We start from the raw sequence: 14,585 nt of genomic DNA, 5'->3' as shown, positions 1-14,585 counted from the left end.
CACCGGTGATGCCGGGTCGCCCATCACAGGCGACCCTCTTTCAGACAATTACGGCATCTTTTCGCCTTACTTGAACGCGATGTCGATCAGCGACGGGCCGGTCCATTCGCCGATCAGCTTGCTGACGGGCATGGCCTTCGGGTCCACGCTGTACAGGCCGGCCTTGCCGTTGACGGCGAAGGCGGCGTAACCGACACCGGATGCGGCGTCGATGTTGAAGCCGTGGGTCGAAGCCACCGTTACGCCCAGCGGCTTGGGCATGCTCAGGGTGCCGTCGTTCGGCGGGTTCTGCAGGTAGATCACCGAGTTTGCACCGTCGATCACCCACAGCTGGGTGGCGGTCGCGCCAGCCATCGAGTTGGTATAGGCACCGTCGGTGATGCGGGTGGTGGCCTGGCCGCCGTTGATGTCGCCGTCGGTGATCGTGGCACCGGTATCAACGTTGATGCGCAGGCTCTGGCCGCGATCGCTGACCACACGCAGGCGGTCGGCCACCGGGTTGAAGTCAACCGTGAAGCGCGAACCCATCAGGGCGGTGTAAGGACGCTTCTGGTCGGGCGCGGCCATCAGCTTGGCACCGGCCTTGGCAGCACCCGTCATGGTGTCGACGGTGTACAGCACGCCGCTTTGCGACAGGGCATACAGCCAGCCGTTGGCCGGGCGATAGTCAAAGCCAACCAGCTTTTCGCCAGCCGGCAGGCCGGTAATGGCCATCGAAGTGGCGATCGTTGCGGGAGTAGCGCGGTTGAAGCTCACCAGCCAGCCCGAGGTCGTCAGGCCGATGGTGTCACCGGGGGTACCGGACTTGGGGGTCATGGACATGTTGCTGCCGGTCGATTGGCAGGCGACGAGTCCGGTGCAGAGCAGAGCGGCGAATCCGAGCTTGGCGAAACGAGTGTTCAACGAAGAGGTGTTCAACATGAGGTGCTCCAGTGGGTGAGTTCAGGTCCCGGCGGCGTTCATTCGCGCGCCTTCTGACTAGTACTACCCACCAGACGATCGTTTGGATGCAGCGACCTCAAGTTTTTTTCGCGGGCACCGTCGTCGTACGTCCCAAAGACAGGATCGGACCGGTCGGACGCCCAGTCGGAGAGCCATTCTGCGGCTCAAGCGTGATCTCGAACAACTGGTTACCTTCCAGCGTCGGCATGCGGTCCAACGGCACCACGGTGATCTCGTTGCTGGACACCAGACCGAGCGAGGTGGGCGCGTTGGCGCTGTCGGCCTTGGTCCAGAACTGCAGTGCCTGGGTCGATGCAACTTCGGTTCGCGTAAGCGGAATCAGTCGCACTTCGTTGTTGTGCGATGCATCGACCAACCATGACGCGGTCTTGTCCGGGCTGGTCAGCACGGCCATGTAGGGGGAATCCGGTGCCATGGGCGCAGCCGGGGCCAGCACCATGCGCAGCGCCAGCAGCGCCGATGCCGCGATGGCCAGACCACTGGTCCAGCGCAGCATGTTGACGTTTGCCCAGAATGGCGGGTGCACGACCGGGCTGTGCTCGGTGGGCGCAGTTTTCACAGACGCTGCACCGCCCCGAGCCGCGTCCGCAGCAGGCAGGCGGTCGGCAATGCCACGCCACAGCCCCGGCGTGGGCTCGACCGGTGCAACCTGCCTGGTCAATTCATGCAGGCGATCCTGCCAGCGATAGACCTCGCCGCGCAGCACGGCATCGTGTTCCAGCCGTGCCTCGACCTGGGCGCGTGTCGCGGCGTCCAGGGTGCCCAGCACGTACTCGCCCGCGAGATCGCTGTCGTCCTCGATGTTGTCCCCGATATGGGTGGGATTCATGACAGGCACTCCTTCAAAGCCGCCAGGCCGCGCCGTATCCACGACTTGATGGTGCCCAGCGGTGCGCCGAGCCGATCGGCGATCTGTTCATGCGAATAACCGTCGATGAACGCCAGCGCGATCGATTGCTGGCGCTTGTCGTCCAGCCGTCGCATACAGTCGTCCAGCGCGCCGACATCCGGCCCGGGGTCGTGGTCCGGTTCCTGCCGGTCGAGCATCACGGCAATGTCGCCCGGGTCCATGACGGGGACGCCGTCTTGCTTGCGCAGTTCGTTCAAGGCCCGATAACGCACCACGCTATAGACCCAGCCACGACCGGAGCCCAGCGAGGGGTCGAAGGTGCCGGCTTTTTCCCAGATCTGCACGAAGGCATCTTGCAGAACTTCTTCCGCGACTTCCCGGCGGCGCACCAGGCGCAATGCGACACCCAGCAATCGCCGGCCTTCGCGTTGATAAAGGGCACGCAGCGCGAACCGTTCGCCGCGCGCGCACGCGGCCAGCGCGGCTTCGTAGTCGAAGTCCAGTTCTTCGTTGGCGGGGGGGGCTAGGGGTAGTCGAAGGGCGGCAGAGCCAGCTGACAACGGCCTCTCCTGGAAAACTGCGTGTGAAGGGCCGCGAACGGGCGGCAGACAGCCCGTAATCTGACAGGGGCGGGCACATTCGTAAAGTCGGCTGCCGTTACGATTCTCCACCTGCAGACGTGTTGCAGCACAGCGACGACATTTCGATGCCGTGCCGCGCGCTGAATGTCGTCTGCCTCTAGGGTTGTCGCATCTGCATTGCATGCCTCCGATTGCGACGATCCGCTGCACATTTCCTGGCTTAAGATCGTGTCGTGCTTGTGTTCAATCGTCTGGTGACGATGCACGGTACCGGCGCATTGCCCTGAAAATCAACGTGTGCGAGGTTTTGGGTTGCCACGCTACACGCCTCTTGAACGACGTCTCAGCATGTCGGCGGCGCTTTTTGCCGCTGCGATCACGGTCGTCCTGGGCTGGATGCTCATTCCGGTGGCGACGGCCTACGTGCAGGCCGAGCGCAACTTCATCGGCATCCAGGAATACGAAGCATTACTGCGTGCGGCCAACCGCATCTCGGCCGAGCGCGGCCCGGCCAACACCATGATGTCCATCGCCGCTGGCACCGATGCCGCCGCAGCCAGACTGACGGCATTCCGGGCGGCATCAGACACCGCACTCGGGGCGCTGGACGCGCAGTTGTCCGGGCTGCTTGGCGTCTCGTCCGAATCGACTGCGATTGCCGCCAGCAAAGCGCAGTTGTTACGCGGGCGACAACTGGTCGATCGTGTGGTGGCAACCCCTGCGGCTGCGCGTGCACGCCAAGACGTTGCCGACGCCATCAACGCAATGATCGATGCCGTCGATGAACTCGAACCCCTGATCACCGGCAAGGCGCGTGCACTCGCCGAACAGGAACCCGCCCTGGCTGGCCTGACGCTGATCGCTCATGCGGTCAGCGACCTGCGTGAATTTGCCGGGCGACTCGCGTCTTATGTCGTGCCTGCGGTGGCGCTGCGGGAAAAACTGAAACCGGAAGAGATCGACGCTTTTCATAACGCGGTGGGTCGGCTTACTCAGATCGATCACATCCTGCATGCACACGGAAACTTTGCGCCGGACGGACTGCTTGGTGAATTGGCCCAGACCGCACAGACGGTGTACTTCGACGGCGGCCTGGCGTTGGTGAAAACCGTGGTTGCCGAAGGGCGGTACAGCGGCGACTACAGCATCAGCGTGGAAGCCTTGACGGACAAGTACGTGCCGTCCCTGCGGCCCCTGGAAGCGCTTCGCACCCACTACATTAATTTGATGATCGAATCGGTTGCCACGCAGCGCCGCGCAGCCTTCATCAAACTCGCCATCGTGTCCACGGCCGTGGTGGCACTGGTGACGCTGCTTGCCGCACTGCTGCATTCACTTCGACTGACCGTCGTGAAGCCGCTGCTGACCGCCCGCGACGCCGTCGTCGCCATGGCCGACGAACGCAAACGAACCGCGACAAACATCACCACCGAAATCGCCGAGATCCGCAGCCTGTTCGATTCTCTGGACGTGCTTTCCGTGCGCCTGGACGAACGCCGTGCGTTGATGGCCACGCTGAAAAAACAGGCCGAGAGCGACCCGCTTACCGGGCTGCCAAACCGCAGTGCGTTTGAAGTCCTTGCCCGCACCACAATGAGCCAGGCGCGCGATGGGCGCTTCTGCATCTTCTATATCGATCTGGATGATTTCAAGATCGTGAACGACACGCACGGGCATCACCTTGGCGACGCACTGCTGAAAGCGGTAGCAAGCAGGCTGTGGGCCTGTGCTGGCGACCATGCTGCCATTGCGCGCATTGGCGGTGACGAATTCGCAGCCTGTTGCGAGGGCCTGGATGCCGAGGCCAGGCAGACGCTCGCCCGTTCCCTGGTCGACGCGCTGAGCACGCCTTTTCACCTTGGCAACATGAACCTGTCGGTCAGCATCAGCGTGGGAATTGCGGCGCTTACGCCACGAACTGCTGGATACGACGAGTTATGCCGGCAAGCCGACATGGCGCTTTATCAGGCCAAGTCGGCGGGGCGAAATACGTACCGGGAATTTGCTGGGTAAGGTTGGCGTGATCACGTCGCTATTGCGCAAACAGCCGCCGATACTGAATCGCTTCCGCAATGTGCGCGCTGTCTGTGAATTCGGAGCCCGCCAGATCCGCCACCGTGCGCGCAACCCGCAGCACCCGATGCGCCGCGCGGGCAGACCAGCCCAGCTGATCCATCGTCTGTTGCCAGAAACGAGATGCCTCTGGCGTTGCTGCGCAACAGCGCACGATCTCGCCCGCTGCCAGCGCAGCATTGGTTCGCCCTTGGCGATCGTGCTGGCGAGCCCGCGCAACCACCACCCGTGCCTGCACCTGCTCGCTGCTTTCACCGGGCGCGTCGTCGGCCCAGCCTGGGGGAAGTGAAGGCACTTCCACATGCAGATCGATCCGATCCAGCAGCGGCCCAGACAGGCGACCGCGATACTGTTCGACCTGATCGGGGCTGCAGGTGCAGCGCCTGCGCGGATGCCCCAGCCACCCGCACTTGCAGGGGTTCATGGCTGCGACCAGTTGCACGGCGGCGGGATAGTCCACGCGCTGGGCTGCCCGGGCGATGGCAACGCGGCCAGTTTCCAGCGGTTCACGAAGGGATTCCAGCACGTGGCGGGAAAATTCGGGAAGCTCGTCAAGGAACAGCACACCGAGGTGCGCCAGACTGATTTCGCCGGGTTTGGGACGAGCGCCACCACCAATAATCGCCGCTGCCGAAGCACTGTGATGCGGTGCTCTGAACGGCCGCACCCCAAACGGTGGCGGCACTGCCTGCGCCAGCTGCGCGATGGCGGCCGCTTCCAGGGCCTCATCACCTTGAAGCGGTGGCAGCAAACCCGGCAAGCGCTGAGCCAGCATGCTCTTGCCAGTGCCCGGTGGTCCGACCAGCAGGATGCTGTGACCGCCCGCCGCAGCCACTTCCAATGCACGACGCGCACCGGGCTGCCCACGCACGTCCGACAGGCACGCCGACACGGGCGATGTGGAATCGGCCTGCGGAACCACATCAGGCAGCGGCTCCTGCCGCGTCAGATGCGCCACTGCCGCTGCCAGTGACCCTGCTCCAAGAACCTGCAATCCCGGCACACGCGCCGCAATTGCCGCGCTGGCTAACGGCAGCATCAAGCTGGCGTTGCCATGCTCGCGCGCGACACCCAACGCAATCGCCAAGGCACCAGCTACCGGGACCAGCGCCCCGGTCAGCGAAAGTTCGCCCGCTACCACCAAGTCGTCCAGGGACGACATACTTTCATCGTCTGTTTTCTTGCAGCGTCCGGGCTCCAGTTCCGGCAACGCCAGTTGCCCGGACGCCAGCAGCACGCCCAGCGCAATCGGCAGATCGAATCGGCCGGATTCCTTAGGCAGATCGGCCGGTGCCAAGTTGACGGTCAATCGACCTGCGGGGAAATCAAACCCTGAATTGACGATGGCCGCTCGTACCCGCTCGCGGCTTTCACGCACGCCCGCGTCGGGCAACCCGACGATATTGAACACCGGCAGTCCCGCAGCAAGATGGACTTCCACACGCACAGGCGGCGCATCCAGACCGGCAAGGGCGCGGCTGGCTATTACGGCAAGCGTCATGGCGCGATGCTCGGAAACCGGGGGAAGCGGAGTATGGCGAGGCAACGCGGATCGGACTAGGTGGGGTGGGGCGGTTTTGTCCTGCTCATGCAAGCACCTCCGCATCACGCGTTCACTCACGCTTCAGGTAGTTCGAGCCGTCGATCACCAGCAATTTGTCGGACCCGCGATCCGGCGCGAAGACCGATAGGCGCTCGGTTCTGCCGTCGTCACCTGTCAGCGTCATCGTGTGCCCCGATATCTGGTAACGCCCGCTGGCCGCCGGCCGCGCGGACCCGGTCGTGACACCCGTCGTCCCGCCGCCCGTGTCGTTCGTCGTGCTTGCCCCCGACCATCCGGTGCGCCGGAACGTGCCATTGGAAGACAACTGCAGGATCTTTTCGCTGGACACACTGCCGGACGAGAGGGCAGTCGTGCCCGCCGACGCGAAGAAGTAGCGCCAGCTCCCGTTGAACGTCGTGCCGGCCGGGAAGGGTTTCAGGAGTCTGTAGTCTCCGTCGTCGATCGACAGGTCGTCGCCTTTGCGCGCAAAGGGTTTCGTCTCTGCCTCGATGGTGCCGAACCCGTCCTTGACGGCGCGCATCTCGATCTTTGTGGCACCGCCGAACAAGCCACCGCCGATCAACTTGTAGACCCCGCATTCCGTCGGTGTGGCCCGGCAGTGTGCCGCGAGGTCGCCGCCTTTCGGAATCTCGGTCGCGTATAGGCCAGACCGGTCGAACACGGTGATTTCGCTGTCGGAATAGAAGTCCGTACCCCCGAAGACGTTTGGCCGCACGCCTGTGTTGAGATGCGTGTAGACGCCGTCCAGTCCGCCCTCTCCGGCCGAGGGCACCACACCAAACGGCTTGTCGGCAGGCGCAAGCGACACCGAGCGGACCATCGCCTTGAATTCGGCTTCCACCGCATCGCGCGCGTCTCCCCGCAGGTCGAGCCCGAGCAGCGTCATGGCCACCTGGTGCTTTTCCGAGGACATGCCAACGGTCCACTGGCTTGCCGACAAGCCCTTGAGGTCCGTGCAGCAGCGATAGTCGGTCCGGATGCGATGCCCGTTCGACGTCTTGCCGTCCGTTTTCCTCATCGGCCGTTCGGCGGCCATGCCCTTGACCAGGCCGACGACGGTCTCAAACCCTTTGTCCAGCGTCGCGGGCGAGCCCGGGAACGGGCCGAGTACCTGGATGATCGCCGCAGCCTTCCGGCCCCTGCCGTCCTTCGGGCGGATCTCCTTCTGGAACAGGACACCTCCCTTCACCGTGGAGGTCTTCCAGCCGGCGGCATCATCCGGCGCTTCGAACGTCATCGACCCGAGCGTCATGGGTGCACCCAGCGCCGCCGTGGTCGCAAACGCCATCATCGCCAGACATGCCTTAAGCAAGGCGGCCGCGCGAAGCAGCCGGTTTGGACGGCTCGGCGGCAGTGATGTGGTCAAGGTCATGTGCGCACGTGCTCCTTCAAAATGGCGACCGGTATTTCCGCGGCGCTACTGAAGCGCTCGATGACGTCGACACCGAATACCTCGACGGGCGCACCGGCGGCAATGTCGGTGAGCTTGCCGTCTGCTCAAGCAGTGCCAGCCGTCTTCGCAACCGGCTCCACCTTGTCGAAAAGGTCCTGGTCGCCAGGAAGCTGGTGGTTCAGTTCGTCCAGTGCACCGGCCCGGATGGCGGCATACAAGAGCGTCTGATCTCCGGGATCGGCGCACACGAGATCGCGGGGGGCTTCGGGCTTCGTGAAGCGCACCAACGCGGGCAACAGGTCGTCAGGTGGGTACTTCCACCGGTAGTGGCAGGTGACTCGCTCGATGCGGTCAGCAAGCGGGAATGAAATCGTGGCGGTTCCTTCGCCGCCGCCGGGCGGCAGCTCGACACCGATATCGGTCGGCCGGATGTCGTGGCCGAAGGCGGCGAGCGTGGCGGCGACGATCTCCGCGATGAGCGATCGGTCGTACTCTGTGTGCGCCGGAACGAAGATCAGGCGCCCGATCTGGCCTTGTCCGGCGTCGTGCAAATCGGAGAGGGCGGCAAGTGCCTCGTGGACACCGATGGCCTGCCCGGGGTCCATCCGCTGGGCGGCCACCCACAATGTTGTTGTGTCGATCTCTCCAGGCGTCGTCGCGCCGACCGCCTCAAGGGCAGACACCGTTTGCTTGAGCACCTCAGGCTCGTTGTCGGATGGCTCGCCGACAGTCGCCTCTTTTCCGGGTTCAGGGGCAAGCGCCTCATTCGTGTCGTGGCCGTGCTCGAACGCGGCGGGGAAGCCGCCCGCCGCCGCAGTCTTGTGGCGGCGGCGTCCTGCGGCGATGTCCGGCTTCACGATGGCAAGGCAGCCGAGCGCCACAAAGCCGATACATGCGACGAGGCACGCCCATCCCACGAGGTCAAACGGACGGCGCAGCGCCACGACCACGACCGCCGTCAGTGAGAAGAACGTCATGGCTGAGTAGAGCGCGCGCTGCGATGGCAAGCGTTGTCTCCGACACATTGATTCCGCCGAAATCATGCCAGCACCGAAGAGCTCCTCCAAGGACGCGAGCGTTTCGGGATGTTTTCCCTGCGCAGGGTGGATGTCGATTACTGAAGGCAGTCGGAGGATTGCCAGATCCCTGCTCCATGCACTGCGGTTGTTCAACCAACCATGTCGGCACGCCAAGCGTGGCTCGCCATTTACGTTATGAAGGTCGAAAGTTGCGACAGCAGTTACCGGACTTTGCTGGCAGCAAGCCCAAGCTATTGCGCAAACCCCTGGATTCTGACGAGGGTAGACAGCAATTCCTTGGATATTCACCCCTTGCTGCTGTGTGCAATCGCTCACAACCTGGCATGCCCATACGGATAAGCTGCGCTGGACCAGACCTTGAGCAATGACGCTGTGAACGTCCGGTTTGCCGGGCAAGCCGTGACTGTGCCGTCCTTGCCATCCTCAGCTCACCACCCGTGGAGTATTACCTTGCGTCGAATCATCCTCAGTCTCGCGGCAGTTTCTTTGATGGCCTCGGCCGCTGGCGTCATGGCACAGGCGCAGCCCAGCCTGGCTGAGCGCCGCGCCATCGCCACGTACGAGAAAGAGCAGTATCCCGCCTGGCAAAAGAAAATCCAGCAGGCCGCTGGGTTCGATGTGCCGATCGAGGTCAATTGGAACAGCATCGCCATGCCCGGCGACGCCGAGCATTACGCCAAAGACGATTACTTCGTGAAGACGATTTTCCAGCCGATCGAAGTTGCGCTGGCGGACATCACCAAGGACGACATGGGTAAGGCAGCGCTGAAGGACAAGCTGAAGAAGATCAGCGTCGTGTACAACGAAGCGGGTGCGTCGGCCTCGGCTTACAAGGAACGCGTGAAGTTTGACGCCGGGGTGCTGACGGTGAATTTCCGTCCGTTCACCAACACCGACGAGGTCAAGGACCGCGCCGATGCCATCCGCCTGGCGCTTGAAGCAAAGCTGTGATCAAGGCCTGATCGATAATCCCTGATCGACGCTGCGTGAACGTCAATAAGCAAGCAACAAGAGACGTTCACCACGCACGACACGCAAGGTGTCGTGCGCTGCCTTGGTCTTATCCCAGGCTGGGCGGCAACGGTGCCGACGGCGTGGCCGTCCCACTCGATGCAACAGGCGTCGACAGCCCGTTCACCTTCTGTTCCAGCGCCTTCAGCTGATCCTCCAGCACCTCCAGCCGCGCGCGGCTGCGGGCCAGCAATTCGGCCTGGATGTCGAACTCTTCACGCGTGACCAGATCGAGCTTGGTGAAGGCGGTGCCCAACACGGCCTTTACGTTGCGCTCGACGTCGGCGGCCGGGCTGCGCTTGATCAGGTCGGAGATGTTCTTCTGCACTTCTTCAAACCACGCGGTGCGCGTCATGGCGTTTTCCTGCTGAAAGTGACGATTGACCACAGTGTAGTCGTCGGGGCCGATTGCTGTATTGCTGCGCTTGCACACGCTGCGGGCAACGCACCGTCATGGGTCGCAGGGCCTTCGAATGCACCTGGGTGGTGCGGGGCGGTGTCCAAACGTGACGCACCAAAACAGGGATAGGAAATACCCTAATTTCTAAGTTGTTGATTTATAAGCGTTTTGCGACATGGCACAGGAAATGCATTAGGCAGAGTGTCGCCGGTAAAAACTTACTGGTCCCCCTGTCTGCTTCAGTTTCGGAACCACCCTCATGAAAACGACCCGGCTGTTTGCTGCAATCCTGACTGCGCTTTGTGTGTCGCCTGCGTTCGCCCAGGCCGAGCCCGATTTCACGTTCACGGGCAATGCCGGCTTGTTCAGCGACTACCGTTTTCGCGGGTTCTCGCAGACCAATCTGAAGCCTGCCATTCAGGGGGGCTTCGACTTTGCCCATAAGTCCGGCCTCTACGCCGGCAACTGGAATTCCAACGTTGCCAGCGAGCTGTACGGCGGCGGCAATATCGAGATGGACTTCTACGGCGGCTACAAGGGCAAGGCCGGTGACTTCGGCTACGACGTCGGTGTTCTGTACTACTACTACCCGGGTTCGACCGCTGCCAAGGGCGGCACCATCGACAACACCGAGCTGTATGTGGCGGGCACCTACGGTCCCTTCACTGCCAAGTACTCGCATGGTGTGTCCGATTTCTTCGGCGCACCGGGCACCAAAAATACGCATTACCTCGACCTGGGCCTGAACTTCGACCTGGGCAGCGGCTGGGGCGCAAACGCCCACGTCGGTTATCAAAAGCTCAAGAAGTCGGTCAATGCCAATGGCGAGGACCTGGATCACTACCTTGACTACAAGGTTGGCGTGACCAAGGACCTGAACGGCTGGCTGCTTGGTGCTTCGGTTGTCGCAACCAGCGAAAAGAACTGGTACCTGACGACCAAGGGGCGTGACGCAGGCCGTACCGGTCTGGTCGTCAGCCTCAGCAAGGCCTTCTGATTCGAAGCTATACGGGCCGCCAGCGCAGCTGATGCGCCGGTGGCATCGTCACCCACTGTGAGGACTGCATGAAACTCATTACCGCCATCATCAAGCCCTTCAAGCTTGACGAGGTCCGCGAAGCCCTGTCGGGTATCGGTGTTCAGGGCATTACCGTGACCGAAATCAAGGGTTTCGGACGCCAGAAGGGCCACACCGAGCTGTATCGCGGCGCTGAATACGTCGTCGACTTCCTGCCCAAGGTCAAAGTCGAAGTGGCGCTTGCCGACGAGCTCGTCGATCGCGCCATCGAGGCGATCGAGAATGCCGCGCGCACGGGCAAGATCGGTGACGGCAAGATTTTCGTGACTCCGCTTGAACAGGTGGTCCGGATCCGTACCGGTGAAACCGGCCAAGAAGCCCTCTGAAGCCTCTGACGATACGGCAGACAACATGAAAAAATATCTGGCATCTTTCCTCGTAGCCCTATGCCTGGGCTTCATGGGTGTGACAAGCGCTGTTGCGCAAACCACGCCCGCACCGGCTGCGGCCGCACCTGCCGAAGCTGCCGCAGCAGCCGTGGTCGCTGCTGCAACCCCTGAACTGGTCAAGGCCGACGTGGCCTGGCTGAGCATTTCCACCATTCTGGTTCTGCTGATGGTGGCACCGGGCCTGGCGCTGTTCTACGGCGGCCTGGTTCGCAGCAAGAACGTGCTGTCGGTGCTGATGCAGGTCCTGGTGACCTTCTCGCTGGCCGTCGTGCTGTGGTTCATCTACGGTTACTCGCTGGCATTCACCGAAGGCAATGCGTTCTTCGGCGGTTTCAGCAAGGTCTTCCTGGGTGGCATGTTCGATCCGGTCACCGGCAACTTCGCGCTGTCGGGCACCGTTCCTGAACTCAGCTTCGTTGCGTTCCAGGCTACCTTCGCCGGTATCACCTGCGCGCTGATTGTCGGTGCCTTTGCTGAACGTGCCCGCTTCTCGGCCGTGCTGCTGTTCACTGTGCTGTGGTTCACCTTCGCCTACATTCCGGTTGCCCACATGGTGTGGTTCGCCTCGGAAACGGCACCTGGCCTGATCATGAGCTGGGGCGCGCTGGACTTCGCAGGCGGCACTGTCGTGCACATCAACGCCGGTATCGCCGGTCTGGTGGGTGCCTACGTGATCGGCAAGCGTATCGGCTACGGCAAGGAAGCCATGTCGCCGCACAACCTGCCCATGACCCTGATCGGCGCAGCGCTGCTGTGGGTGGGCTGGTTCGGCTTCAACGCTGGTTCGGCACTGCAAGCCAACAACACCGCGTCGCTGGCCTTCATCAACACCCTGGTTGCTACGGCTGGTGCTGTGCTGGCTTGGGTGCTGACCGAGTGGGTCTTGAAGGGCAAGCCGTCGATGCTGGGTGCTGCTTCAGGTGCAGTGGCTGGTCTGGTTGGTATCACCCCGGGCGCTGGCTTGGTGGGCCCGGTGGGCGCGCTGGTCATCGGTCTGGTTTGCGGCGCGGTCTGCGTGTGGGGCGTCAACGGTCTGAAGCGTGCGCTGGGTGCCGATGATTCGCTGGATGTCTTTGGCGTACACGGCGTCGGTGGTATCGTAGGGGCCTTGCTCACTGGCGTGTTCAACGCTACGTGGCTGGGTGGTCCGGGACTCCTGGTGGACGGTGCAATCACCTCCGCGCCGATCCTGGGTGCCGTCTGGGTTCAGCTGAAGGCAATTCTGCTGACCATCGTCTGGACGGGTGTGGTTTCTGTAGTTGCGTACAAGATTGTGGATACGCTGATCGGCCTGCGCGTTACTGAAGAAGAAGAGCGCGAAGGTCTGGACATCTCGTCTCACGGCGAGTCGGCGTACCACTCCTAAACCTGCAGGGGGTGGGTGCCCCCGGCAGGGATCTCCTTTTGGGGCGCTTCGGCGCCCCTTTTTTTTTGCTGCAAGGGTGCGCGGCAGGCTTTGAATTGGGTGCTCGTGCTGCAGCTTTTGTATGCGGGTGCTTTGTTTTAGCTGCTTGTTTTTGACTGCTGCGTCCAACTGCTTGGCCGGTCCGCTTTTTTATCGAGCTTGGGTGCGCGGTACTCGGCGTGCAATTTTTCTTTGGGTGCCTGCGGTTCTTCTGCCGTGTTGTTCCGGCTTGTCGACCGCGTGGAACCGGATACTCCGCCTTTTGTTCCCGTGCTTCAAGACATCCTAGGGAAACCGATAGCGAGGTTTTCACAAGCTGCTGACCGGGTGTTCAACGCCGCGCTAGAATCGTTCGTTCCCGCCGTTGCGAATCGCTGCAATGCAGCATCCACGCGGCCTCACGCTCTTTGCCGAGGCAAGGCCCCATGCACGTACTCCTCGTTCTAGATCCGCTGCCGAAACTCAAGGCATACAAGGATTCGTCGGTTGCCATGATGCGTGCGTTGAACGCACGCGGACACCAGTTAAGTGTTGCATTGCAAGATGATCTGTTCGTCGAATCCGGCCAAGTGTCGGTTCGCGCGACGCCGATTTCGCTGGTTGCCGATGCAGACCTGCACGGCAAGGATTGGTGGACGGAATCGACACCGGTCGACGTGACGCTGGCGTCTTTCGATGCGGTGCTGATGCGCAAAGATCCGCCGTTCGACATGGAATATGTCTACGCCACCCAGTTGTTCGATCGCGCCCAGGCGCAGGGTGCGCGCGTATTCAACACGGGTTCGGCCATTCGCAACCATCCCGAGAAGCTCGCCATCTGCGAGTTTCCGCATCTGACCGTTCCCAACCTGGTCACGCGCGACGCCGCGCGGGTCAAGGCGTTCTATGCGGAACACAAGGATGTGATCGTCAAGCCGCTGGACGGCATGGGCGGCACCGGCATCTTCCGGCTGCGCGAAGGCGAGATCAACTTCAACGCCATCCTGGAATCGCTGACGGCCTACGGCACGCAGACCATCATGGCGCAACGCTACATCCCCGAGATCGTGGACGGCGACAAGCGCATTCTGATCATCGGCGGCAAGCCGGTGCCGTATTGCCTGGCGCGCATCCCGATGGCGGGTGAAACGCGTGGCAATCTGGCGGCGGGTGGCCGTGGGGTGGCGCAGCCGCTGTCGGCGCGCGACCTGGAACTGGCCAACGAGCTGGGCCCGATCCTGGCTGCTCGCGGTCTGTTGCTGGTGGGTCTGGACGTGATCGGTGACTACATCACCGAGATCAACGTCACCAGCCCGACCTGCTTTGTTGAAATCACTGAACAAACCGGTTTCGATGTCGGCGCAATGTTTGCGCAGGCACTTGAAGCTGCCGTGGCCACGTCATGATCGGCGTCGTGGTCGTCGCGCACGCGCCGCTTGCCACCGCGTTGCTGTCTTGCGGCACCCATGTCCTGGGTGCGGTCGAGAGCGTGCTGCCCTATGATGTCGGGGCCAGCGATGACCCCGAGGCCACAACGGCCGCCGTGTTCGACGCCATTCGTCGCATCGACCAGGGAACCGGTGTGCTGGTTCTCGTCGACCTGCTTGGCGCAACCCCTGCCAACGCGGCGACCCGCGCGATTGAACAGGCGGCAACCATCGGCCACGAAGCCTTGCTGGTGGCGGGTGTCAACGCACCCATGCTGTTGCGCGCGCTGACATACCGCCACTTGTCACTGGCCGATGCTGCCCACCACGCCCGCAGTGGTGGTGTGCAAGGCATGGTGACGGTCGATTGCATGGCCCCGCCTGCGCTTTGACCCTGCTCTGAAAATTTACCTGCGTCGTTCATCTTAGTTT

General features: G+C 62.5%; 14 protein-coding genes. 7 read left to right on the top strand and 7 right to left on the bottom strand.

Annotated features, from left to right (window positions below; all coding sequences use genetic code 11):
* Positions 1-66: 66 nt before the first annotated feature.
* From FXN63_RS26255 to FXN63_RS26245, 3 genes are all read right to left on the bottom strand, one after another.
* A complete protein-coding gene (locus FXN63_RS26255; protein WP_148818609.1) occupies positions 67-921 on the bottom strand; it encodes a DUF4394 domain-containing protein in 855 nt (284 codons plus the stop codon).
* A 97-nt stretch (positions 922-1,018) separates the two neighbouring features.
* The gene (locus FXN63_RS26250) at positions 1,019-1,792 is read right to left on the bottom strand and encodes an anti-sigma factor (RefSeq protein ID WP_148818607.1); all 774 of its coding nucleotides are present in this window, start codon (positions 1,790-1,792) and stop codon (positions 1,019-1,021) included.
* Positions 1,789-2,373, bottom strand: coding sequence for a sigma-70 family RNA polymerase sigma factor (locus FXN63_RS26245; RefSeq protein ID WP_246164976.1), 585 nt, complete (start codon positions 2,371-2,373; stop codon positions 1,789-1,791). The genes FXN63_RS26250 and FXN63_RS26245 overlap by 4 nt, the downstream gene beginning before the upstream one ends.
* 369 nt (positions 2,374-2,742) lie before the next feature.
* Between FXN63_RS26245 and FXN63_RS26240 the strand changes: the two genes are divergently transcribed.
* The gene (locus FXN63_RS26240) at positions 2,743-4,407 is read left to right on the top strand and encodes a GGDEF domain-containing protein (RefSeq protein ID WP_148818604.1); all 1,665 of its coding nucleotides are present in this window, start codon (positions 2,743-2,745) and stop codon (positions 4,405-4,407) included.
* Between the two features lie 19 nt (positions 4,408-4,426).
* Here the strand turns inward: FXN63_RS26240 and FXN63_RS26235 are convergent, their stop codons facing one another.
* The 3 genes from FXN63_RS26235 to FXN63_RS26225 all read right to left on the bottom strand — a co-directional run bounded on the left by FXN63_RS26235 (position 4,427) and on the right by FXN63_RS26225 (position 8,431).
* Positions 4,427-5,968 (bottom strand): YifB family Mg chelatase-like AAA ATPase, encoded by a 1,542-nt coding sequence (locus tag FXN63_RS26235; RefSeq protein ID WP_148818602.1) that lies wholly within the window; start codon positions 5,966-5,968, stop codon positions 4,427-4,429.
* A gap of 112 nt (positions 5,969-6,080) precedes the next feature.
* Complete coding sequence (locus FXN63_RS26230; protein WP_222863975.1) at positions 6,081-7,403, bottom strand: hypothetical protein; 1,323 nt, start codon at positions 7,401-7,403, stop codon at positions 6,081-6,083.
* A 125-nt stretch (positions 7,404-7,528) separates the two neighbouring features.
* Positions 7,529-8,431, bottom strand: coding sequence for a hypothetical protein (locus tag FXN63_RS26225; protein WP_148818600.1), 903 nt, complete (start codon positions 8,429-8,431; stop codon positions 7,529-7,531).
* A gap of 483 nt (positions 8,432-8,914) precedes the next feature.
* On the opposite strand from FXN63_RS26225, the gene FXN63_RS26220 reads away from it, so the two are divergent.
* The gene (locus tag FXN63_RS26220; protein ID WP_222863974.1) at positions 8,915-9,415 is read left to right on the top strand and encodes an invasion associated locus B family protein; all 501 of its coding nucleotides are present in this window, start codon (positions 8,915-8,917) and stop codon (positions 9,413-9,415) included.
* A 109-nt stretch (positions 9,416-9,524) separates the two neighbouring features.
* Here the strand turns inward: FXN63_RS26220 and FXN63_RS26215 are convergent, their stop codons facing one another.
* Positions 9,525-9,830 carry an accessory factor UbiK family protein gene (locus tag FXN63_RS26215; protein WP_148818598.1) on the bottom strand — a complete coding sequence of 102 codons (306 nt, stop codon included), beginning with the start codon at positions 9,828-9,830 and terminating at the stop codon, positions 9,525-9,527.
* A gap of 304 nt (positions 9,831-10,134) precedes the next feature.
* Here FXN63_RS26215 and FXN63_RS26210 point away from each other — a divergent pair, with 304 nt between their 5' ends.
* From FXN63_RS26210 to FXN63_RS26190, 5 genes are all read left to right on the top strand, one after another.
* Positions 10,135-10,872 (top strand): TorF family putative porin, encoded by a 738-nt coding sequence (locus FXN63_RS26210; protein WP_148818596.1) that lies wholly within the window; start codon positions 10,135-10,137, stop codon positions 10,870-10,872.
* 68 nt (positions 10,873-10,940) lie between these two features.
* A complete protein-coding gene (gene glnK / locus FXN63_RS26205) occupies positions 10,941-11,279 on the top strand; it encodes a P-II family nitrogen regulator (RefSeq protein WP_148818594.1) in 339 nt (112 codons plus the stop codon).
* Positions 11,280-11,454: 175 nt separating this feature from the next.
* Positions 11,455-12,708 (top strand): ammonium transporter, encoded by a 1,254-nt coding sequence (locus FXN63_RS26200; protein WP_148819853.1) that lies wholly within the window; start codon positions 11,455-11,457, stop codon positions 12,706-12,708.
* Positions 12,709-13,172: 464 nt separating this feature from the next.
* A complete protein-coding gene (gene gshB, locus FXN63_RS26195) occupies positions 13,173-14,132 on the top strand; it encodes a glutathione synthase (protein WP_148818592.1) in 960 nt (319 codons plus the stop codon).
* The gene (locus FXN63_RS26190; RefSeq protein WP_148818590.1) at positions 14,129-14,545 is read left to right on the top strand and encodes a PTS sugar transporter subunit IIA; all 417 of its coding nucleotides are present in this window, start codon (positions 14,129-14,131) and stop codon (positions 14,543-14,545) included. Before gshB ends, FXN63_RS26190 begins: the two co-directional genes overlap by 4 nt.
* Positions 14,546-14,585 lie beyond the last annotated feature (40 nt).

It is taken from the genome of Pigmentiphaga aceris, assembly GCF_008119665.1.
In the GTDB taxonomy this organism is placed as follows: Bacteria; Pseudomonadota; Gammaproteobacteria; order Burkholderiales; family Burkholderiaceae_B; genus Pigmentiphaga; species Pigmentiphaga aceris.
The sequence above is the reverse complement of the archived record's forward strand: the minus strand, read 5'-3'. Positions and strand labels throughout refer to the sequence as shown.

Coding starts and splice junctions, on each gene's coding strand:
- FXN63_RS26255 (WP_148818609.1), bottom strand. CDS start 921: ATGTTGAACACCTCTTCGTTGAACACTCGTTTCGCCAAGCTCGGATTC.
- FXN63_RS26250 (WP_148818607.1), bottom strand. CDS start 1,792: ATGAATCCCACCCATATCGGGGACAACATCGAGGACGACAGCGATCTC.
- FXN63_RS26210 (WP_148818596.1), top strand. CDS start 10,135: ATGAAAACGACCCGGCTGTTTGCTGCAATCCTGACTGCGCTTTGTGTG.
- FXN63_RS26230 (WP_222863975.1), bottom strand. CDS start 7,403: ATGACCTTGACCACATCACTGCCGCCGAGCCGTCCAAACCGGCTGCTT.
- gshB (WP_148818592.1), top strand. CDS start 13,173: ATGCACGTACTCCTCGTTCTAGATCCGCTGCCGAAACTCAAGGCATAC.
- FXN63_RS26235 (WP_148818602.1), bottom strand. CDS start 5,968: ATGACGCTTGCCGTAATAGCCAGCCGCGCCCTTGCCGGTCTGGATGCG.
- glnK (WP_148818594.1), top strand. CDS start 10,941: ATGAAACTCATTACCGCCATCATCAAGCCCTTCAAGCTTGACGAGGTC.
- FXN63_RS26190 (WP_148818590.1), top strand. CDS start 14,129: ATGATCGGCGTCGTGGTCGTCGCGCACGCGCCGCTTGCCACCGCGTTG.
- FXN63_RS26240 (WP_148818604.1), top strand. CDS start 2,743: ATGTCGGCGGCGCTTTTTGCCGCTGCGATCACGGTCGTCCTGGGCTGG.
- FXN63_RS26215 (WP_148818598.1), bottom strand. CDS start 9,830: ATGACGCGCACCGCGTGGTTTGAAGAAGTGCAGAAGAACATCTCCGAC.